This is a genomic window from Thalassospira sp. ABD4_177 (assembly GCF_056160125.1).
Map to the genome: position 1 here is coordinate 353952 of NZ_JBSWWO010000002.1, position 21485 is coordinate 375436.

At 55.8% G+C, this 21485-nt stretch carries 19 protein-coding genes; 8 read left to right on the forward strand and 11 right to left on the reverse strand.

Annotation, left to right across the window (positions count from 1 at the left end; genetic code table 11):
• Nucleotides 1–2: 2 nt before the first annotated feature.
• From ACXAF0_RS14435 to ACXAF0_RS14450, 4 genes are all read right to left on the reverse strand, one after another.
• A complete protein-coding gene (locus ACXAF0_RS14435; RefSeq protein WP_475346554.1) occupies nt 3–638 on the reverse strand; it encodes an NUDIX domain-containing protein in 636 nt (211 codons plus the stop codon).
• A gap of 24 nt (nt 639–662) precedes the next feature.
• Nucleotides 663–1451, reverse strand: coding sequence for an alpha/beta fold hydrolase (locus tag ACXAF0_RS14440; protein WP_475346836.1), 789 nt, complete (start codon nt 1449–1451; stop codon nt 663–665).
• A 164-nt stretch (nt 1452–1615) separates the two neighbouring features.
• Nucleotides 1616–1777, reverse strand: coding sequence for an RSP_7527 family protein (locus ACXAF0_RS14445; protein WP_475346555.1), 162 nt, complete (start codon nt 1775–1777; stop codon nt 1616–1618).
• Between the two features lie 527 nt (nt 1778–2304).
• Nucleotides 2305–3843 carry an NAD-dependent succinate-semialdehyde dehydrogenase gene (locus ACXAF0_RS14450; protein ID WP_475346556.1) on the reverse strand — a complete coding sequence of 513 codons (1539 nt, stop codon included), beginning with the start codon at nt 3841–3843 and terminating at the stop codon, nt 2305–2307.
• 204 nt (nt 3844–4047) lie between these two features.
• Here ACXAF0_RS14450 and ACXAF0_RS14455 point away from each other — a divergent pair, with 204 nt between their 5' ends.
• Nucleotides 4048–4512, forward strand: coding sequence for a c-type cytochrome (locus ACXAF0_RS14455; RefSeq protein ID WP_475346557.1), 465 nt, complete (start codon nt 4048–4050; stop codon nt 4510–4512).
• Nucleotides 4513–4727: 215 nt separating this feature from the next.
• Here ACXAF0_RS14455 and ACXAF0_RS14460 read toward each other — a convergent pair whose 3' ends face one another.
• Entirely contained in the window at nt 4728–5429 is a 702-nt protein-coding gene (locus ACXAF0_RS14460; RefSeq protein WP_475346558.1) for a cytochrome b/b6 domain-containing protein, read from the reverse strand.
• Between the two features lie 344 nt (nt 5430–5773).
• Between ACXAF0_RS14460 and ACXAF0_RS14465 the strand changes: the two genes are divergently transcribed.
• The 4 genes from ACXAF0_RS14465 to ACXAF0_RS14480 all read left to right on the forward strand — a co-directional run bounded on the left by ACXAF0_RS14465 (nt 5774) and on the right by ACXAF0_RS14480 (nt 10958).
• On the forward strand, nt 5774–7042 hold the full coding sequence (locus ACXAF0_RS14465; protein ID WP_475346559.1) for an imelysin family protein: 1269 nt from the start codon (nt 5774–5776) through the stop codon (nt 7040–7042).
• A 92-nt stretch (nt 7043–7134) separates the two neighbouring features.
• Nucleotides 7135–8598 (forward strand): di-heme oxidoreductase family protein, encoded by a 1464-nt coding sequence (locus ACXAF0_RS14470; protein WP_475346560.1) that lies wholly within the window; start codon nt 7135–7137, stop codon nt 8596–8598.
• 68 nt (nt 8599–8666) lie between these two features.
• Entirely contained in the window at nt 8667–9794 is a 1128-nt protein-coding gene (locus ACXAF0_RS14475) for an imelysin family protein (protein WP_475346561.1), read from the forward strand.
• Nucleotides 9795–9818: 24 nt separating this feature from the next.
• Complete coding sequence (locus ACXAF0_RS14480) at nt 9819–10958, forward strand: DUF1513 domain-containing protein (protein WP_475346562.1); 1140 nt, start codon at nt 9819–9821, stop codon at nt 10956–10958.
• A 358-nt stretch (nt 10959–11316) separates the two neighbouring features.
• Here ACXAF0_RS14480 and ACXAF0_RS14485 read toward each other — a convergent pair whose 3' ends face one another.
• The 3 genes from ACXAF0_RS14485 to ACXAF0_RS14495 form a co-directional block, all read right to left on the reverse strand.
• A complete protein-coding gene (locus tag ACXAF0_RS14485) occupies nt 11317–13725 on the reverse strand; it encodes a heavy metal translocating P-type ATPase (protein WP_475346563.1) in 2409 nt (802 codons plus the stop codon).
• Nucleotides 13726–13852: 127 nt separating this feature from the next.
• Nucleotides 13853–14863 (reverse strand): sulfotransferase family protein, encoded by a 1011-nt coding sequence (locus ACXAF0_RS14490; RefSeq protein ID WP_475346564.1) that lies wholly within the window; start codon nt 14861–14863, stop codon nt 13853–13855.
• Between the two features lie 59 nt (nt 14864–14922).
• Nucleotides 14923–15357 (reverse strand): ArsR/SmtB family transcription factor, encoded by a 435-nt coding sequence (locus ACXAF0_RS14495; protein WP_475346565.1) that lies wholly within the window; start codon nt 15355–15357, stop codon nt 14923–14925.
• Between the two features lie 176 nt (nt 15358–15533).
• Between ACXAF0_RS14495 and ACXAF0_RS14500 the strand changes: the two genes are divergently transcribed.
• The gene (locus ACXAF0_RS14500; RefSeq protein WP_475346566.1) at nt 15534–16088 is read left to right on the forward strand and encodes a DUF2975 domain-containing protein; all 555 of its coding nucleotides are present in this window, start codon (nt 15534–15536) and stop codon (nt 16086–16088) included.
• A complete protein-coding gene (locus ACXAF0_RS14505) occupies nt 16088–16294 on the forward strand; it encodes a helix-turn-helix domain-containing protein (RefSeq protein ID WP_475346567.1) in 207 nt (68 codons plus the stop codon). The genes ACXAF0_RS14500 and ACXAF0_RS14505 overlap by 1 nt, the downstream gene beginning before the upstream one ends.
• A 55-nt stretch (nt 16295–16349) precedes the next feature.
• Here the strand turns inward: ACXAF0_RS14505 and ACXAF0_RS14510 are convergent, their stop codons facing one another.
• Both ACXAF0_RS14510 and ACXAF0_RS14515 read right to left on the reverse strand, forming a co-directional pair.
• Entirely contained in the window at nt 16350–18794 is a 2445-nt protein-coding gene (locus tag ACXAF0_RS14510; RefSeq protein WP_475346568.1) for a GcvT family protein, read from the reverse strand.
• Nucleotides 18795–18803: 9 nt separating this feature from the next.
• On the reverse strand, nt 18804–19361 hold the full coding sequence (locus tag ACXAF0_RS14515) for a helix-turn-helix domain-containing protein (protein WP_475346569.1): 558 nt from the start codon (nt 19359–19361) through the stop codon (nt 18804–18806).
• A gap of 369 nt (nt 19362–19730) precedes the next feature.
• Here ACXAF0_RS14515 and ACXAF0_RS14520 point away from each other — a divergent pair, with 369 nt between their 5' ends.
• Nucleotides 19731–20492: an SDR family NAD(P)-dependent oxidoreductase gene (locus ACXAF0_RS14520; RefSeq protein ID WP_475346570.1), complete on the forward strand. Its 762-nt coding sequence runs from the start codon at nt 19731–19733 to the stop codon at nt 20490–20492.
• 214 nt (nt 20493–20706) lie between these two features.
• Here the strand turns inward: ACXAF0_RS14520 and ACXAF0_RS14525 are convergent, their stop codons facing one another.
• Nucleotides 20707–21300 (reverse strand): TetR/AcrR family transcriptional regulator, encoded by a 594-nt coding sequence (locus ACXAF0_RS14525; protein WP_475346571.1) that lies wholly within the window; start codon nt 21298–21300, stop codon nt 20707–20709.
• Nucleotides 21301–21485: the final 185 nt, after the last annotated feature.

Here is a 21485-nt window from a genome sequence, read left to right on the forward strand (position 1 = left end):
ACTTAACCCGCAAGCAGACCAGTAAGAAGCGCGTGCTGAAGCAGAATGATCGTCTTGGCATCGCGAATGCGGCCATCGGTGATCATCGGCAGGATGTCATCGAACGGGATTTCGAGAACATCAATATCCTCGCCCTCGTGATGCAGGCCGCCGCCCTCGCCTTCGCGGTGATCGCGGGTGACTTCGGCGACGAACAGATGCAGGCGTTCGGTGACCGATCCCGGGCTCATGAAAAGATCAAAGACCTGCACGGGCTTGCCGATCTTGTAGCCGGTTTCTTCCTCGACCTCGGCAATCACGGCCGACATCGGATCGCGGTCATCGAGAACACCGGCAGGTATTTCGATCAGCATGCCGTCTTCATTGCCATTCACGAAACTCGGCAAACGGAACTGCCGGGTCAGGATGACGGTGCGATCGGCAAGGTTATAGAGCAACACACCGGCCCCGTTGCCGCGATCATAGGCCTCGCGGGTTTGATGTTGCCACGATCCATCACTACGTTTCAGATCAAACCCGACGCGATAAAGGCGATACCAGTTGTCCGACAGGCAATCGATATCACGCACGCGCACGTGATCCTGTTCGGGGATCGACCAGCCATTTGGAAGATCGGGGGAAAGATCGGGATCGGACACGGGGATGTTCCTTTGTGCTGTCGCCTAGCGATTGAGGAATGCCGAAAGGGTCAGCAAGACAGCCTCGGGCTTTTCGGCATGGACCCAGTGGCCCGCCCCCTTGATGCTGGTAAAGGCGGCTTTGGGAAACAGCGCCTTGATCTGATCGCGGTCCTTGGGATCGATATAGTGCGAATTGGCCCCGGCAATAAACAACACATCATGATCATACTGATCAGAAAGCCCGTCTTCGGGCCAGCCGGTAATATCATCCAGGTGATTGGCCATGGCATCGATATTGACCTGCCAGGACATTTTGCCGCTGTCCTTGTCGGTCACAACGTTCTGGGCCAGGAACTGCCGCACGCCTTTTTCCGAAACACCTGATGACAGGGCTTCTTCGACTCCTGCGCGGCGCGACACCGCATCAAAATCCACCGCGCGCATGGCAGAGATATAGCCGCTATAATCGTGATCATAGACCACGGGTGCGACGTCCACGACCACCAGATCAGCGACCAGTTCCGCATCCGAGGAAAGGGCCAGCATCATCGAGGCCTTACCGCCCATGGAATGGCCGACCAGATGCACCGGCTTGTCCGAAACGTCCCGGATCAGTTCGGCCAGATCACCCGCCATGGCGGGATAGGTCATTTCCATATCCCAGCCTGATCGTCCGTGATTGCGCAGATCTGCGGTGACCACGTGATATTTCTCGGCCAGACGCCGGGCGATGGCCGTCCAGTTGCGGGCCTGACCAAACAGGCCATGGATGATCACGATGGTACCGTTGTCACGGTTTTCTTCGCCAAAGGCGTAATGGGCAAGCTTCATAAACACCAACTTCTGCGCGTTTCGAACGGGGTCGATCCCCTTTAATAACGATGCAGACCGCGAAGGTGAAGGGCACAAACAAAAACACCCTCGCAACATCGTGATGCGAGGGTGTTTTTAAGCGTACCGTTTACACGGTCGCAGGGCTTGGTCGAGCAGCGCAATCAGGCGCCAGCAGCAACACCGCCATGCGGTTTGTTGTGCGTGCCAAACAGGCCACCAACTTTACGTACAAGTGCGACAAGCATGTTGCGCATCGCCTGTGCACGAAGATGTTCAGCTTCACGCTGCAGGGCAACCAGATCATAACCACGATACATTTTCATGTCCGTTTCCTCTTAAAAGCATCCGGCGTTGTTCCCGCCGGGGTTTCGCTGTGTGTTTCGTTAAATCCGATGTACGCCCGTTTGCGCATTCCTACGAGAAGAGTTTTCTCACCTCAAATATGCGTTTGACGCATACCTATTTACCCGGATGCCATTTTTTCAACATGCATAATTCACATGTTTGTTTCATGACAAATAAAACGCTTATTTTCCTTGGGATTTTTGCCTCAATCTCCCAACAAACAAAGGATACAGCAGCATGATAACACGGAAGTCCGCGGCTAAAAACGCGTCCAGCGCCTCAACCGCAGAAGAAAAATCATGGGAAAATGTTTTTCACAGGCGGGATTTTCTTTGGATTTGACGAATTTGACCCACGTTTTCGCCAGACTCCGGCCAAACATTTTTGCATAGCTCAGCCAAAACACAAAAACGGCAACACCATGAGCTGGTATTGCCGTTTTACGATCCTTGATTTCAGGCCCGAACCGAGGGCGCCCACACATACGCGCAGGCGCATTCAAAACCTAAAGCGCGTAATTGAGGTATTTGGGTTCAAGATATTCCTCAAGACCCCAATGCCCGCCTTCGCGGCCCTGACCACTTTCCTTGACCCCGCCAAACGGCGCCCCTTCATGGCTGGTGGTGCCATCATTGATGCCGACCACGCCGGTTTCAAGCCGATCGGCCAAACGTTGAATGCGCCCGACATCACGGCTGTAGATATATGACGACAGGCCGGTATTTACACGATTGGCAAGGGCAATCACTTCGTCCTCGGTGCTGAAGCGATAGACGGGCGCGACCGGGGCAAACAGTTCCTCGTCAAAACAATCCGCATCATGGGGCACATCGGTCATGACCAGCGGGCGGGTAAAGAAGCCTTCTTCGGGCAGTGCTGCACCATGGATCAGTGTCGCACCACGCTTTTGCGCATCGGCGACAAGGCGTTCGACCTTTGCCACCGCCTGCCGATTGATCAGCGGCCCCAATTCTGTGCCAGGCACGAAGCCGTTGCCCATGGTCTGGACATTGCTGGCAGCGACGAACTTTTCGACAAAGGCATCATAAAGCCCGTCCTGCACGAATATCCGGTTGGCACAGACGCAGGTCTGCCCACTGTTGCGGAACTTTGAAATCATCGCACCGGCAACAGCCGCATCAAGATCGGCATCGTCCATGACGATAAAGGGCGCATTACCGCCAAGCTCCAGCGAGAGCTTTTTCATCGTCGGCGCACATTGTTCCATCAACCGCTTACCGACCGCAGTCGATCCGGTGAAGGACAGCATGCGCACACGCTGATCGCCTGTAAGCGCCTCGCCAATCGGATGCGGAAGACCGGTGACCACGTTAAATACGCCCGGCGGGAAACCCGCCCGTTCGGCCAGCTTGGCGGCGGCCAATGCAGAAAGCGGCGTATCTTCGGCCGGTTTGACAATGACGGTACAGCCCGCCGCCAGTGCCGGGGCGCATTTGCGCACCACCATGGTTAGCGGGAAGTTCCAAGGTGTAATGGCGGCAACCACGCCCACCGGGTGCTTTTGCACGACAACGCGACGATCACGCTGGGTGGCTGGCATGGTTTGACCATAGGCCCGCTTGGCTTCTTCGCTATACCATTCGGCATATGCGATCGCCCCGACCACCTCACGAAGCGCCTGATCAAGGGGCTTACCCTGCTCAAGCGTAATCAGGGCAGCCAGTTCTTCCTGATGAGCTTCGAGCAGATCGCGCCAGCGATGCAGGATATCGGCACGTTCGCGTGCGAGCATCCCCGACCAGGCCGGAAAGGCCGCATGGGCGGCATCAATCGCCTGACGGGCTTCGGCGGTACGCATAAACGGCACGGCGCCAATCACATCACCCTTTGCCGGGTCCACCACATCAAGGGTTTCACGGCTATCGGCAGTGCGCCACGCACCATTTATATAGGCGTGCTTCAGGTTCCAATCCCGAATGACCGCACGCGCACGTGCACGCCCTTCACGGATCAGAGCATCCTGCGCCTGTGGTTCCGGGGCAGATTGTGTGGTTGGCGGGGTGTTGCTGGTGGCAGCAGGCATGGGCGAAGGTTTCCTCGGCGCGCGGCAACAAAAAAATCATCGTGATCACGCGCTTGTGATTACAGTTTCGGGGACGTTGCTGGGACACTAAGCCTTGCGGCGGGCTCATGGCAACAACATGCTTACATCTCAATATATTAATTTTAAACTGAGCGCTGCATCCCGAGAGATACGTTATCGCGTTTTGAGAAGAGAGAACACACGATGAAGAAGCTCCTTACTGCAGGAATCCTCGGCTCTATCATGGTCGTGGGTGCCGCTTTCCCGATGATGGCACAGGCTGACGAAGCATCCGACAATGCGGCCGTTGAAAACCGCAAGATGCTGATGGCCGGAGTCGGCGGTGCGATGGGCACGCTGGGTTGCTATATGAAGGGCCAGTGTGAACTGCCCGACCCGGTTCTGGCCAACCTGGCAAAGGGCATTGCTTTTGCTGCCGGTTCCGGCCCGACCGCATTTGAGCCGCAGACCCCGGATGCATCTGTCAAAACCACGGCAAGTGGCGACATCTGGACCGACTGGGATGAATTCGCCGGCGGTTTCCCGGAAATGCAGCAAGCCGCCCTCGCCCTTGCGGATGCCGTTGGTGACAAGGGTGCGATGGGCGCTGCCATGGGAAATCTTGGCAAGACCTGTAAAGGCTGCCACGACGAATTCCGCACCAAGTAACATTTTGCCTTGTCGCCCGCCTCACCCCGGGCGACCGCCCCTGATCAGATGACGCCACCCCCCATGCACTGTCCCCCAACAGCGCAGCCGAGATTCTGATCAGGGGCCTTTTCTTCCAAAAGCAAAGGCCAACGTCATATTCCCGCGACGTTGGCCTTTTTGTTTTGCGCATCAAAGAAATCAGCGGCGCTATGTGTCGGGTCCTGACCCGCTACTTATCCGCGCGCGAGGGTAACGCCACCCCAAACCGCCAGGGCACAGATCATCAGGATCGCAATCCCCAATACCGGCGACGCAAAGCGAATGGCAGCAAAGCGCCCCGCCAGCTCAGCGGGCACCTGGCGCGTACCGATCACCATGGCCCGGATCAGGTTTTCGCGCTTGACCACCAGATAGAAGACAGCGGCAAAGACATGCAGTCCGACGGCGGCATAGATCAGATTGATATTGGTGTGGTGGATCCAGTTCATGGTGCTGGCAAAGTCGGAACTGACATACGCCACCAGCGGACCATCAAAGAACAGGAAGGTATCCTCACTGGCAAACAGGCCCGAGACGGCCTGCATCCCGACCAGAATAATCAGTACCGCCACCATCCAGCCCCCTGCCGGATTGTGCCCGGCATAGGTCAGATCGGACATTGTCCCGTTCGGGATCTTCAGCATGTAATTGATCACGCGCTTGGGGCCGGTCAGGAAATCGGCAAAGCGGGCGTTTGAACTGCCGACAAAGCCCCAGATGATGCGAAAAATCACAAGTGCGAGCACGCTGTAACCGGCAATCGCGTGGATATCAATCATCACCTGCCGGTTGGTCCACCAGGCTGTCACAATGGCAATGACAAGCGCCCAGTGAAACAGGCGGACCGGGAAATCCCAAAGTTTGACTTTTGTTTCTTCTGATGTCGGGTTGCTCATCGGGCCTCTCTCTTTGCGCGATCAGTGGTTTTCAAATTCAAGAAAACGCCATACAGCACTGTCCAACAGGAAACTTAAAAACACATCAATTTTCAAAGCTTGGCACAGGCCTGACAACAGACTAGCGCCAACCCGTGGTTATCACATTGCGAAAACGTAAAATTTTGCAAATTCGTGATTCTTTATTTGAAAATCATTATCACAAGCAGTATCAGTTAAACGGAAGCATAGTGATCAGGGTCACAATCCGGGCGCGCATTTTATGATGTGCACAGGATGGTTTCACTCTGGTCCTCGGGGCATTAGGCCCTTGGCTCACCATTCAGGGATAGATGGGAACTCCTATGAAGATCGCAAAGATTCTGGGTACGGCCGCGCTGGTCTCTACCCTTGGCGCGCAGGCATATGCCGCACCGGGCGCAAAAGATGTGCTGACCACCTATGCCGACATCGCGCATGCCGGTTACGAAGATTCACTGATCACCGCCAAGGAATTGCAGGCAGCGATTGACGACCTGGTCGCCAACCCGTCAGCCAGCACCTTTGACGCGGCAAAGTCGGCATGGCTGGCATCGCGCGCGCCGTATCAGCAGACCGAAGTTTATCGCTTTGGCAATGCCATCGTCGATGACTGGGAAGGTAAGGTTAACGCATGGCCGCTTGATGAAGGTCTGATCGACTATGTCGAAACCGGTCTTTACGGCGAAGAAAGCGAAGAAAACCCGGCTTACACCGCCAACGTCATTGCCAACCCGACCCTGACCATTTCGGGCGAAACCATTGACGCATCGACCATTGATGCAGAACTGCTTGAAAGCCTGCATGAAATTGACGACGTCGAAGCAAACGTCGCGACCGGTTACCACGCCATTGAATTCCTGCTTTGGGGCCAGGACCTCAACGGGACCGATGCCGGTGCCGGTGAGCGTAAATGGACCGACTATGCATCTGGCGATGCCTGCACCAACGGCAATTGCGACCGTCGTGGTGAATACCTTCAGGCGGCAGCCGATCTGATGGTTTCCGATCTGGAATGGATCACCGAACAGTGGGCCGAAGGCGGCGAAGCACGTGAAACCGTTCTTGAAGGTGATGGCGTTCCGGGTCTGACCGCAATTGTGACAGGCATGGGTTCGCTGTCTTATGGCGAACTGGGCGGCGAGCGTACCAAGCTTGGCCTGCTGCTGCATGATCCGGAAGAAGAGCATGACTGCTTCTCGGACAACACCCATAACAGCCACTACTATGACGCACTGGGCATCCAGAACGTTTATCTTGGCCGTTACACCCGTGTTGACGGTTCGGTCGTCGAAGGCGCATCGCTTTCCGATCTGGTTGCAGCCAATGACGAAGCGCTTGATACCGAGCTGCGCGCCAAGCTGGCCGCATCGGTTGTTGCCGGCAAAGTCATGGTCACCCGTGCGCAGGGCGGCGAAGCCTTTGACCAGCTGATCGCCATGGGCAACGAAGATGGAAATGCCGTCGTTCAGGCCTTTGTTGATGCGCTTGTCGATCAGACCAAATCGATCGAACAGATCATTGCCGCTGTCGGCATTGACGGTATCGAATTCGAAGGTTCTGACAGCCTCGACAATCCGTCTGCAGTGAACTAATCGTTATCATCAGGCACCTGCCTGAATGACAGTGAACGGCGGGGGATGAATTCTCCCGCCGTTTTGCTTTAAACAAGAACTAGAAGACTTCCATGAACCGTCCCGCAAATACGTCCCTGTTTTCACGCCCGTTCTGGCTGGCAGCCCTTGGCCTTGCCTTGGCGCCAATTGCACTTCAGGCCGAGACCATTGGTAACCCGGCCCTGCCCGGTGGCGAAACCAGCTGGCGTGCCGATCACGGACGCGATGCCTTCATGCATCAATCTGCCAATATGAGCTTTGAAAAGCGGCTTGATTTCAAGCTGGGTGAAGCCCTTTTTCAAAGGTTGTGGGTAACTGCGCCGACCCGCACCAAGGCAGCAGACGGTTTGGGGCCGCTATTTAATTCACGGGCGTGCAGTGGTTGCCATATCCGAAATGGCCGCGGTCATCCGGTGGATGAAAACGATAATGCGGCCGGGGCAACATCCATGTTGCTGCGTCTGTCCATCCCGCCGCAAACAGCTGAGCAACTCGGCAATCATCTGGATGGCAAACGCGCCACCATTCCCGATCCGGTCTATGGCGGGCAGTTTCAGGATTTCTCGGTTGCAGGTATTGCTGCCGAAGGCCGGGTCAAGGTCAGCTACGAGACCATGGACGTCACGCTTGCCGGGGACGAGACCGTCAGCTTGCGCAAACCGACCTATGAGATGACCAATCTGGCCTATGGGCCGCTGCATCCCGATGTCATGGTCTCCCCGCGCCTGGCTCCGCCGATGATCGGACTTGGACTGCTGGAAGCCATCCCCGATGGCACACTAATCGCGGCAAGTGATCCGCAGGATGCAGATGGTGATGGTATTTCCGGGCGGCTTAACCGGGTTTGGGACATCGCCAAGGGCGATATGGCCATTGGTCGCTTTGGCTGGAAGGCCGGCATGCCGACCCTTGATCAGCAAAACCAGAATGCGTTTCAGTTTGATATCGGCCTTTCCACCCCGCTTTATCCGCATGGCAGTGGCGATTGCACAGAGGCACAAACCGATTGCATCAATGCCCCGAATGGCAATGACGATGAGTTCGAAGGCCTCGAAGTGCATTCCGTGATGACGGATCTGGTGCTTTATTACACGCGCAACATCGCCCCGCCCGCACGCCCCGACGCCAATGACCCGGACGTTCTGGCAGGCGCGGAAATCTTTGAGGCCATCGGCTGCGCATCTTGCCACACGCCGCGCTATGAATTGCCGGAACGTGCCGATCTGCCCGAACAATCCGGACAGGTGATCTGGCCATACACGGACTTGTTGCTCCATGGCATGGGAGACGGTCTTGCCGACCATCGGCCAGAAGCACAGGCATCCGGCCATGAATGGCGCACCCCGCCGCTTTGGGGGATTGGCCGCGCGCAGGAAATCGATCCCCGTGCGCGCTTCCTGCATGACGGGCGGGCGAGAAGCATTCTTGAAGCCATCCTGTGGCATGGTGGCGAAGCCCAGACCGCCCGCGATGCGGTCACAAAGCTGCCACCATCAGAGCGCAGTCAGTTGCTGGCGTTTCTAAAGTCCTTGTGACGCGTTATATGTTGCAGAACCAGATACCCAGTCAGATGCCAAAACACGTGAATATCGGGAAAAGTCACATGATCTTCAAACCCAGCTGGCGCAGCTTGTTGCTTTCAACCACGACCATTCTTGCTGTTGGGTTAAGCGCCCCCGCTGCCAAGGCAGATATCCCCGATGAAAGCTATCAGCCGGTTCTGGCGCATTTGCTGGGCACGGTCATGCCGCCCAAGCTTGATGAATTTCACGCGGCAACCGAAGACCTGACCGACGAATTCAAGGATTTCTGCGCCGATCCGTATGACGACGGACTTGAAGACACCCAAACCGCTTTTCACACGGCAATGGATATCTGGCAGGAGATCCAGCCCTGGCGCATGGGACCGCTGGTCGCCAATGGCCGCGATCAGCATATCGAATACTGGCCGGACAAACATGGCACGGCCGCACGGCAGTTTCGCAAGCTGATGTTTGACAAACCCGCCGCCTATACCGATCCCGAAAAACTTGCCGGTGCCAGTGCCGCCCTTCAGGGTTTCCCGGCCCTTGAAGAAGTGCTGTTTGCCGATGATCATGGTGATCAGATGATTGCGGCCGATGAAGACGGCGTGTTCCTGTGCCAGTACGGCACCGCCATTGCCACAAACCTTGGCACCCTGTCGGCTGAATTGCAGGCCGAGTGGCCCGCCTTTGCCTCCGCGATGGAAAATGCCGGGCCCGACAGCATGGATTATCCCAGCGCGAAGTTCGCCTCGACCGATCTGTACCGTGCCCTGCATGAAGGGCTTTTGATCATCTCGACCCAGAAGCTTGCCCGCCCGCTTGGCGAAAATGCCGACGATGCCCGTGCCAGCCGTGCCGAAAGCCCGCTTGCGGAACGGTCGCTTCGCAATATCGAACATAACCTGATTGGTCTGTTTGCGATCTATGACGGCACATGGGGCAATGTCGGGGAAGAAGGCAAGGGATTGGCGGCATTGATCAACAACAGTCTTCTCGATCGGTCCTTCAAGCTCAATTGGCAGACGGTTGCTGACACGGTTGCTGAACTGCCGCTGTCGGTCGCAGAGGTCCTAGATCAGTCAGATGGCTATGCCACGCTCGCCGACCTCAAAGGTCAGATTGAATTCCTGACCATGCTTGTTGAAAACGATGTTGGCGGCAACACCCAGCTTGGCGGTGGCTTTAACGCCCTTGATGGCGATTAAAGCACACTGGAGAGGAGATCAAAGATGGAATATCAACGTCGCAGCTTCCTGAAGCTTATGGGTGTTGGTGGGGCCTTTACCCTGTTGCAGGTCGGCCTTGCCCGTGCGGCCACCCAGCCAAATCCGAAAGACCGCGCGGTTTACATTTCCGCCAGTGCCGGGGCCCATGACGACTATTATGTCAGCGCGTTTAACGCATCGGGCAAAATTCTGTTTGAGCAGGCCCTGCCCGGCCGCGGGCACGACATCGGCCTTCGCCCCAATCATGTTGATGTGGCCGCCGTTGAACGCCGTCCGGGGCTTTATGGCCTGATCCTTGATCGTCATACCGGGGAAGTCCGCGCCAAACTGCACTGCCCCGAAGACCGCCGGTTTTATGGCCATGCCATCTATTCCAATGATGGGCGTTATCTTTACATCACCGAAAACGACTTTGATCATGCCCGTGGGGTTGTGTCCGTCTGGGACGCCGAGGATGGCTATCGTCGGGTGGCGGAGTTTGACAGCTTTGGCACCGGGCCGCATGAACTGCATCTTATGCCGGATGGCGAGCATCTGGTGGTTGCCAATGGCGGGCTTCATACCCACCCGGATCAGGATGGGCGAACCCCACTTAATATCAGCTCGATGGAACCGAACCTGTCGATCATTGAACGGCGTACGGGCAAGCTTGTCCATCAGGCAGCCCTCAAACAGGATTGGCACAAACTTTCGATCCGCCATCTTGATGTTGCCGCCAACGGCACGATTGCCGCCGGCTTCCAGTATCAGGGCGACCTAACCGATCAGGTGCCACTTGTCGGTATCTGGCAACCAGGGTCGGAAATTCGCCCGATCGAGGCGCCGGATACGGTTCAATACCGCATGCGGCAATATTGCGGATCGGTGCGCTTTGATGCATCGGGACAGGTATTTGGCATTTCATGCCCGCGGGGTGGGCTTGTGACATTTTGGGATGCGCAAACCAATGACTTCCTGACCCATATCGCCGCCCCGGATGGCTGTGGCCTTGCCGCAACGAATCAACCTGGGGAATTTGTCGGCACCAGCGGCCTTGGCAATGGCTGGCGGATGGATGCGATTCGCCGAAAACGGGTCGAACTGCCCGACGATTCGCACAAATCGCTGCATTGGGACAACCATTTGCGACGTATTCAGGCCTGATCATGGCAATCGGCAAGACATTCAAAACCCGCACAAACCGTGCGGGTTTGTTGTTTAACCGCGCTGAAAACCGCAGAAAACCGCCCCTTAACCGACTGTTCTTGTCGGGATATTTACATCACCGAATACTCAACCAAAAATTTTACGCAAATGAGAACGATTTTCACTTGCGCTACATTTGGAGCTCACCTATAACGGTTCTCGACACAGCCCGCGAATGCAACCCATTCGCATTTGTCCCCAAAACGGCTTGTCTCTCGCCTACGGGTCCTCTCTCCCCGTAGGTCTCTCAAGGTGGAAAAGCGGTGGTTATCGATGCGGGAAACGATAACCGCCGCTTTCTCTTTTTCCGGTCAAATCATTTTTCTTTTCGAAGTGCGACCAACAAGCGCAGGCTATTGATCGTCACCAGCACGGTTGCGCCGGTATCGGCCAGAACGGCCAACCATAACCCGGTCAGGCCGGTGATGGATGTGACGAGGAAGACCACCTTGAGCCCAAGTGCAATGGCGATGTTTTCGCGGATGACGCGGCGCGCACTGCGTGAGAGCTTCACCAGGTTAACCACATCCCCCAGCCAGGCCTTGACCGCGACCGCATCAGCAGCCTCAAGCGCGATGTCCGTGCCACCGCCAATCGCAATCCCGACATCGGCGGATTTCAGCGCCGGGGCATCGTTGATGCCATCACCGACCATCGCCACCGGACCGGAACGCGTGGGATCATCACGAAGGGCAGCGAGCGCGTTCAATTTGTCCTCGGGCATCAGTTCGGCGCGGTATTCCATGCCAAGCTCTGCAGCCATCCGCTTTGCAACACGGTCGGCATCACCGGTCAGCATCACCGGGGTGATGTTAAGTTTGTTGAGCGCTGCCAAAGCCTGTTTTGCATCGCCACGCGCCACATCACGTAAGCTGAGCGCCCCGATCACCTGCCCGTCTTTCAGAACGACAACAGCCGTACTGCCATCTTGTTCCTGAGCACTAAGCCAATCGCCCATTTCGCCGCCCGGCATACCACTGAGCCGTTTGGCAGCACCGACCTGATACAAAGCACCATCAATGCGCCCTTCAACACCGGCTCCGGCAATGGTTCGGGCCTGCTCGACGACCGGAAGGTCAAGGTTTCGGTTTTCTGCGGCGGTGACAACTGCGCGCGCCAAGGGATGGGATGTGACGGCCTCAAGGGCGGCGGCAATCGTCAGAATGCCGTTTTCGCCATAGCCCTCTGCGGCCTTGATCGCACTTAGTTTCGGTTTGCCTTCGGTCAGCGTCCCGGTCTTGTCAAACGCCATGGTGCGCACCGCTCCGATCAGCTCCAGACCAGCACCGCCCTTGACCAGAAGGCCAATCTTGGTTGCCCGGGCCAGGGCCGAGGTCACGGCCGCCGGGGTGGAGATCACCAACGCACAGGGGCAGCCGATCAGAAGCAGGGCTAGACCACGATAGATCCACTCTTCCCAGCCCTGTCCGAACAACACGGGCGGGATCACGACCGTTGCCAGGGCGAGGCCCATGATGATGGGGGTATAGATGCGGGCGAACTTGGCAACAAAGCGCTCGACAGGGGCCTTGTGCTTCTCGCTTTGCTCAACCAGTTCGATTACGCGGTCCAGCATCGTATGCCCGGCCGCCCGGGTGACGGAAATGCGTACCGGACTGTCGGTTACGATGGCCCCGGCAAACACTTCGGCGCCAACGTCGCTATAGACCGGAACAGACTCACCTGTAAGGTGGCTGTTATCGATCTCGGCCGCACCGGTTTCAATCACACCATCGGATGGCACGCGCTCACCCGGGCGGACTTCGATGACATCGCCGATTGCCAGCTGCTTGGGGGAGACGGTCTCAATCCCGGCGTCCGACACCCGCCGGGCGGTTTCCGGGGCAAGCTTCATGAGCGCCTTGACCCCGCTTCGCGCCCGGCCCGCCGCGACACCTTCAAGGCGTTCACCAATGGCAAACAGCAACACGACCATTCCGGCCTCAAGGCTTTCGCCAATGGCTACGGCACCGATGACAGCCACTGACATCAAAAGCTCGATCGAAAAGATCGCCCCACTTTGCGCAAGCCGAATGGCCTTTTTCATCACCGGCATGGCCGCCAGCAGGGAGGCGACGGACATCGCATACGGCACCGCTGCCGGGAAGATCGCGCCAATTACCCCACCCAACGCAAGGCAAATGGCGGCAAAGGCAATTTCGTCATTATCTGCAGACCACGGAGTGATGCGACGCAACAGGCTTTGGGGCGGCGACACCGCATCTGCCTCACCCGTATCACTCGCGGCTGCCCCACCACAGCAGGACGTGCCGCAGGATGCCTTTGCACCATCATCCCTGGTGGCCGTGCCTTTCTGTTCTGCAGGATAGCCAAGCTTGCCAAGCGTCGGGGAGACGGATTGGCTTTGATCTGCCTTATCAGCGGTGAAGCCCAGAGTGACGCCTTCGCGCATCATGGAGACATCAACACAGGCAACACCATCCATGCGGCCCAGCGCCGTTTCGATCTTTGCGACGCAAGATCCGCAATCCATGCCCGAGACATGCCATTGGTAATGGACAATGCCCGTTTCCTGATCCTTGAGAATTTTCTGAAGGGTGGCGTTGTCATCATCGGCAAGCTGGGTCGGGGTCGAAATCCCCTGCCCGTCATCAGAAAAGCTTTGATGCGGCATCGCCTGCGTCAGCGCATCAAGAACCGCCTCCCGGCAATGTGTACAGGAACCGACAGTCGGCAGGTCCGTCCATTTCGCGATGAAAGACATCCATCACCCAAACAATCAAATTTCCACCCACATGTTAAGGCGAACGTATTTTGCAGATAGCTTCCTGTCAAGGACATTCAAACGAACATTTGAATGTCCTTGCTGCATACTTCATAAACCGAGATTATCAGGTATAGCCGTGGCATATCATCCACGCCTTCAGATCATCTGACAGTACCGCCTGGATTTCAGGATCACTTTCTGAACGGCCAATATGCGCCGCATCACTTTTAACCAGTTGCTGGCTGAACTCATTGGGAACACTTAGAAATTCGGCAAGCACTCCCAAAGTCCTCTCAGGTTGCTCGACAAGGTCCTCCATACGGACCGTCAGGGTCAAATGCTCAGGTAAACCTGCCATCAGCTTTTCAGCTGCCAGCAAATTCGAGCAGATATATTGCTCTGCCAATTTCATATCGGAAGGAAACCAGACCTGTTTGACATAGGAACTAATTGTATCCGCTGGCGATCGGATCATGTTCACAAACCGCATGTCGGGGAAGAGCTCTGCAAGAAAATCCACAGCAAGAGAGTTCGACGGCGTGTCATCAACCCACCGCAATTGCGATTTGGCGCCATAGAGATCGCAAAGGAAATCCCGTGCAATATCCACCATTTCTGAACGTTCGAACTGTCTGGTGACAAAAAAGGGCCGTAGCAATCCGTCGGTATCGACAATACCATTCTGATCGATATGCACAGTCAGTTTTTTGACAAGCTCATTCACACACTTATCAAAATTGGCAAGCCCGAAGCCATGCCCGATAGCATGTATGGACCCGTTCGCCTGCGGGTTTTGTCTCTGGACATACTCAAACGCTTCCTGAAATGGTGCGCCCTGTAGGTTCATTTGCGTTCGCACTTGTTCGTTCAAGGTCTCTTCGCGAAAAGCGAACTGCCTTACTTTCTGTGCTCTAGCGTAAAAATGCAGGATCGCGAAATGGCGGCGCAGTAAATCTGGAATTCCGGACAAGTCGCGGACGAGATCTCGCAAGCCAGCACGCTCTGAGATCAGCTTGTTCTCGTGAGCAGGTAGATGAAACGCAGGGTGCGACCCGATCAGATCCCCCATCAGCGAGGTGCCGCTTCTGCCGGTTCCTCCGACGAAAACAGGCGACATCAATTGGTTCTTGCTCATTGTTCCCGTACACCCTTGTTTTAAATTATGTAGCAGGACGAGAGGTATCCTGACTTCAATCAGTCGTGTGTCACATGTGCGAAGGTATCGCGCACGACATGTGAAATATGGTCATCATCGATTTGATATAGGATATGCCGCCCCCGCCGCTCGGACGCCAGGATGCGCTGATCGCGCAGATGACGGAGATGATGGCTGCAAAGCGATTGCGACATATTCGTCGCCTCTGCCAGTTCGGAAACCGTTTGGGGCTTTTCCATGCAGCGCAAGACAAGCTGCAACCGCCCGGCATCGCCCAGTAGCGCAAATATCTTTGCGGCCGCTTCGATATCCGGCAAAGACAGGTTCTGCCCTGTTGCCCTTGACGCATCACGGGTAACGGCTTCGCCCTGCTCAGAACTCAGACCAAGTCGGGCAGCAGTGTCACATTCCTGACAATCATCAGGTCCGGTGGCAGCAACGGGCGTGCGGGATTTTGTTTTGCTTTCTGACATGGGGACTATTTTCCACGCCCGCCTGCACAAGGCAAGAGGCACGTGAAAATGCGCGCAGATCGCCACCGCTTTGGACAGGCCTGAAACAAATGCAATTGACTCATTTTGATAATTTATTCATGTTTTACATTAATTACGTAACGTGATTTTTAATTCAGTATTCAGGAGCCCCACAGATGCCCCCAACCCAAGCAGTTGATACACTTCAGAAAGTGCGCACCATCAGCACGCTTCTTTACTGGGTCTGCGCGATTGCCATCATTTTTCAGATCCTTGTCGTGCCACTTATCTGGTACGCGCCGGGTTGGGTTGAAACCAGCGCCAGTCAGATGACCGTCAGCCTTGCCGATCTCCAGGCTCTGTCTGGTTGGCAGAAATATGCAACCATGTCGGTAATGATGATCCCGTCACTTGTTTTGGCCTATGGGATCTATCGCTTGCGCAAGATGTTTGGCGCCTTTGCACATAACGCCATTTTCCAGACAGAACCCATTCGTCACCTCAAGGCGTTTGGGATCGCTCTTATGGCGCAAACCCTGATCAAACCGCTGACAGGTGCGGCAACCTCGGTTTTTGCAACCTTCCACCACCCGGCAGGTGAACGAATTCTCGCCATCGGACTTAGCAATGCCGAGGCCAGCACACTATTTCTTGGCGGACTGATTCTTGTGATTGCCTGGGTACTGGGCGAAGCAGCACGGATTGATGACGAAAACCGGAGCTTCGTCTGATGGCCATCATTGTCCGACTGGATGTCATGCTGGCCACCCGCAAGATGAAATCCAAAGAGCTCGCCGCCCGGATCGGAATCAGTGAACAAAACCTGTCACTGCTGAAATCCGGCAAAGTGCGTGGCGTGCGATTTGAAACGCTCTCTGCCATCTGCACGGAACTCGAATGCCAACCGGGCGACCTTTTGGAGTTTCAACCAGATTAGTGCTCGGCTCAGACATATAAGCCGAGCACAACAAGTCCCGAAGACGCGTCCGCTTCTAAACCTTCATCCGCTCCCCGGATGGGTCGTATAACGGACGCAGGGATGCTTGGGCACTCACCACTGTTCCGGCGACATCGATGCTATAGTTTGATGCCAGAATGTCGTTGGCCGTCTCGCCCTCGCATCCAATATACCCCATCCCGACAGCCGCACCGAGATGATGACCATAGGCGCCCGATGTCAGGTGACCGACAATCTTGCCATCGCGCAGGATCGGTTCGTTATGGAACAAAAGCGGCTCCGGATCGCTCAGGAGGAACTGCACCATGCGACGTTTCAGACCGCTTTCACGTTTGGCAAGAACCGCATCCCGGCCAATAAAATCCGGTTTGTCGGTTTTAACCGCAAAACCAAGTCCGGCCTCAAGCACATGATCCTCGCAGGTGATGTCATGTCCGAAATGGCGGAAGCCCTTCTCGATCCGGCAACCATCCATCATGTGCAAACCACAGAGTTTCAGTTCATGGTTTTCACCCGCTGCCAGCAACGCTTCGAACACATGGGCCGCCATGTCGGTATTGACATAAATCTCCCAACCCAGTTCCCCGACATAGGAAACCCGGTGGGCACGCGCGATCCCCATGCCGATTTCAATTTCCTGTGCCGTGCCAAACGGGTTGGCCGCGTTTGAGAAATCGTTGGGCGAGACTGTGGAGAGCAGATCACGTGATTTCGGTCCCATAACAGCAAGCACAGCTTCGCCCGCTGTGACATCGGTAATGACAACCACATGATCGCCAATATGGCGGCGCATCCATGTTTCATCGGCGAGCCGTGTGGCGGCCGGGGTGACGACAAGATACACCAGCTCCGACAGGCGGGTGATGGTCACATCGGCCTCAACCCCGCCCCGCGAATTCAGAAACTGGGTATAGACGATCTTGCCAACCGCCACGTCCATCTCGCCACCGCTAACATGGTTGAGGAAGGCCGTCGCATCCGGGCCTTCGACGCGGATTTTTCCAAACGATGACATATCATAAAGGCCAACGCCAGTTCGGATCGACAGATGCTCTGCCTTGGCATTGTCAAACCAGTTGGGGCGTTTCCAGCTATATTCATATTCCGGTTTCTGCCCCTGGTTCGCAAACCAGTTCGCACGCTCCCACCCCGCGAACTCGCCAAATACAGCTCCGTTCTTTGCCAGATGCTCATGCAGCGGCGAGCGACGAATACCGCGTGACGTCGCCTTTTGCCGGAATGGATAATGATCGGCATAGAGCAAGCCCAGTGTTTCCGAAACGCGGTCCGTCAAATAGGTCTTGTTACCCTGAAATGGCTGCATGCGGGCGATATCGACATCACCCAAATCAAACGGTTTCTCGCCGTCTTCCATCCATTGCGCCAGCGCCATGCCAGCCCCGCCAGCCGATTGAATACCGACCGAATTGAACCCGGCCGCGATCCAGACATTATCCATACCTGGTGCCAGACCAAGGTGATAAGCGTCATCGGGCGTAAAGCTTTCCGGGCCATTGAAGAAGGTATGAATACCGGTCTGTCCCAAAAGCGGCAACCGGTTGATCGCCATTTCAAGGATCGGTTCGAAATGCTCGAAATCGGGCGGAAGCTCATCAAATTCGAAACTGTCGGGAATGCCGTTCATGCCCCATGGCTTTGCCTTGGGCTCAAACATCCCCAAAAGGATCTTACCGGCATCTTCCTTGTAATAGGCGCACTCATCAGGCACGCGCAGAACCGGCAAGTTGCCGAGATCAGGGACATTGTCGGTGACGATGTAATAGTGCTCACAGGCATGCAGCGGCACATTGACCCCGGCCATTTTGCCGACATCACGCGCCCACATGCCCGCACAGTTGACCACCATATCACAGGCAATTTCACCCTGATTGCCATCTTCGGTTTGCCATGAAACACCGGTGATACGCGATCCCTGTTTGCGCATGCCAGTGACCTTGGTGCGGCTTTGGATTGTCGCACCACGTTTGGTCGCACCGCGCGCGAGCGACAATGCGATATTACCCGGATCGCCCTGCCCGTCTTTTGGCAGATACACACCCGCGGTCACCCCATCGAGATTGACATGCGGGTAATATTCTCCGACCTCGGCGGGGGAGATTTCCTCGATCTCGACGCCAAAGGCACGGGCCATGGCGGCCTGCCGGAACAGTTCTTCCTTGCGGTCATCAGACAGGGCCACCGTGATTGCGCCAACACGTTTGAAACCGGTTGCGACGCCGGTTTCGTCTTCAAGCGTGCCGTAAAGCTCCTGGGAGTATTTGGCGAGACGGGTCATATTGGCGGTCGCGCGCAACTGGGCGATCAGGCCGGCCGCATGCCAGGTGGTGCCAGATGTCAGTTCCTTGCGCTCAAGCAAGACAACATCTTTCCAACCCAGCTTGGTCAGGTGATAGGCCACCGAACAGCCAATCACACCACCGCCGATAATGACCACACGCGCTTTATCAGGAACAGACATTGGTAAACCTCAATACACAGGCGGAGAAATAATCCACAGCGCAACCGCCGGGATGTCATAGGGATTGGACCAGCGATAGCTCTCACCACGAATGCGGAAACTGTCACCGGTGGAAATCGTGTACATCTCATCCTCGATCCATAGATCGAGCTTGCCCGAGATCAGATAGACGACCTCGGTGGTTGGACGTTTGATGCTTTCGGTGATCTCTGCCCCGGGTTTGAAGGTGGAGTGGATCACTTCGAAATCGTCGGTCAGATCGGGCGAAATCAGGGTTTCAACCAACCCGCTGTCATACGCACCGATCTGACGTCTGGCGGCAGCGCGCACAACACGCCCCTGCTCATTTTCAGGGGCTTCTGTGGTGCCAAAAAACAGCGACAACGGCACATCAAACAGCGCGGCGATCTCGCGCAGATCTTCCATCGTCGCTACAGAAAGACCCCGCTCAATCTGAGACAACCAGCCAACAGATCGTCCCAACTGCTGCGACATCTTATCAAGCGTCATCTTCCGGGCGTTTCGCAGGGCACGAATGTCCTGACCGAGTTTGGCAGCGTTCGACATGACTTTCCTCAACAGGTCTTGCAGCTTGGCATCAAGCTTCGTGAAATTTGTGTCGTATTTTTCACAATCCGTCCATGAAAATTTTACTTATTTTTTCATGTACGGTTGATTTCGACCCTCCGCATCGCGGCTTTCCGGGAACCAGCCCTTGTTCCCCAACTAACGTTTTTGACGTGGCAGCAAAGAAATACGGTTGAAATCACATATGCAGCACGCCGCCCCGACAGCATCGACCATAGAGTCCTTGCCGCTGGCAATCTGATTTGCCTATATGAAGATCAAGAACAGGCGCGATGACAAACACGCGCAACATCAGCGGGCACAAGCCCGCACCAACAGGGAAAACGCTTCGAGAAAGGAAGTCATTCAATGACGCAGAAAGTCGCATTGGTCACAGGTGCTGCACGCGGTATCGGACTTGCCACCACCAAACTGTTTATCGATCAGGGCTGGAAAGTCGCCATGATCGATCGCGACGGGCCGGAACTGAATGCTGCGTCAAAAACTGTTTCGGATGCGGCCTCGGCCTTTGAATATGATGTCTCGGACACCGCACAGGTTGACCAGATGGTCGATGCGGTCCTATCGGCCTTCGGGCGGCTTGATGCTGTGGTGAACAATGCCGGTGTTGCCGACTTCCTGCCGGTCGAGGATACCAGCTTTGCTGCCTGGCGCCGGATTATGGAAACCAACCTTGATGGTGTGTTTCTCGTCTCGCAGGCGACCATCCCCGCGCTCAAGGAAACCAAGGGTGCGATTGTCAATATCGGCTCGATCTCGGGCCTTCGGGCATCGACGCTGCGCGTGGCTTATGGCACATCAAAGGCGGCGGTCATTCACATGACCAAGCAGCAGGCTGCCGAACTTGGTGAGTATGGCATCCGCGCCAATTGCGTTTGCCCCGGCCCGGTCAAAACCAAACTGGCAATGGCGGTGCATTCGCCGGAAATCATCTCGGCCTACCTCGACGCCATGCCCCTGGGCCGTTACGGCACGGAAAACGAGATCGCCGAAGTCATTCACTTCCTGTGCTCGGAAAAGGCAAGCTTCGTCACCGGTCAGATCGTCGCGGCCGATGGCGGGTTCGAGACCACCGGCGTCGGCCTCCCGGCCCTTCGCGCCAACAAGTAAGGCACAAGCCATGCGCCCCCTTCGCGTGATCATTACGTTCGTCGCAATCCTGTCGCTGACTTCCTGCCTGACCTTCAACTGGCAGCGCAGCGTTCAACAGGCATTGTCAAACGCGTGTAACGCGACGGGGGATTGCGGCTCTGAGAGCCCTTGAGCCCCACCACTCCTATCGCAATTCCTCAGCACATACACCAGCAGAACTGGTGTCTTGTTTTTACTCCTTCTCTGCGGCAGGCCATGTCGCGAGCACATGCTTAATGACAGCATTCTGAACTTCTTTGGTCGCAAAGGCTTTTGCCTGCACCGCCATGCCTTGGCTTACCGTCATAACGTAATTTGCCAACACTGCAGGGTCCGATGCTGCAGGAAGGTCGCCTTCTCGTCGTGCGCGTTCCAGACGATCACATAGTGCCTGCTCGCTTGCAGTTCGACGACGCACCAGCTCCAGTCGAATGGGCTCGGCGCTGCTTGAGCATGCCAAGGCCCCATTTACTCCAAGACAACCGCGCGCGACATCATTTCGGGTCTGAAGATCTAATGATCCCTTCAGGATCGCTTCGACCACAGCATATGACGTCGGCTCCTCCAACGCAGTCTGCATGAATGTCATATACTTGGCTTGATAGCTGTCCAACGCCTTAAGGAAAAGCGCTTCCTTATTACCAAAAACCGAATAAAGCCCCGGACGTGCAACACCTGTCGCCCGCGTAAGGTCCTCAAGGGAGGTACCTTCGTAGCCCTTTTCCCAAAACACGTTCAAAGCAGCATTAAGCACCTGCTCAACGTCAAATTCACGATGTCGTCCCATCAACCCTCCTTTTAATACCGATCAGTATAAAAAACTTGACTCCGGATGTCCAGATAAGATACCGATCGATATCATACTGATCGGTATTAAATTTAAATCTGCATGGTGATCACCGCAAAAACAAGTGCTTGGACGCCCATTCACCCCGTATGCCGGCCCAAATGAGCCCTGCTGTCATTCGGAAC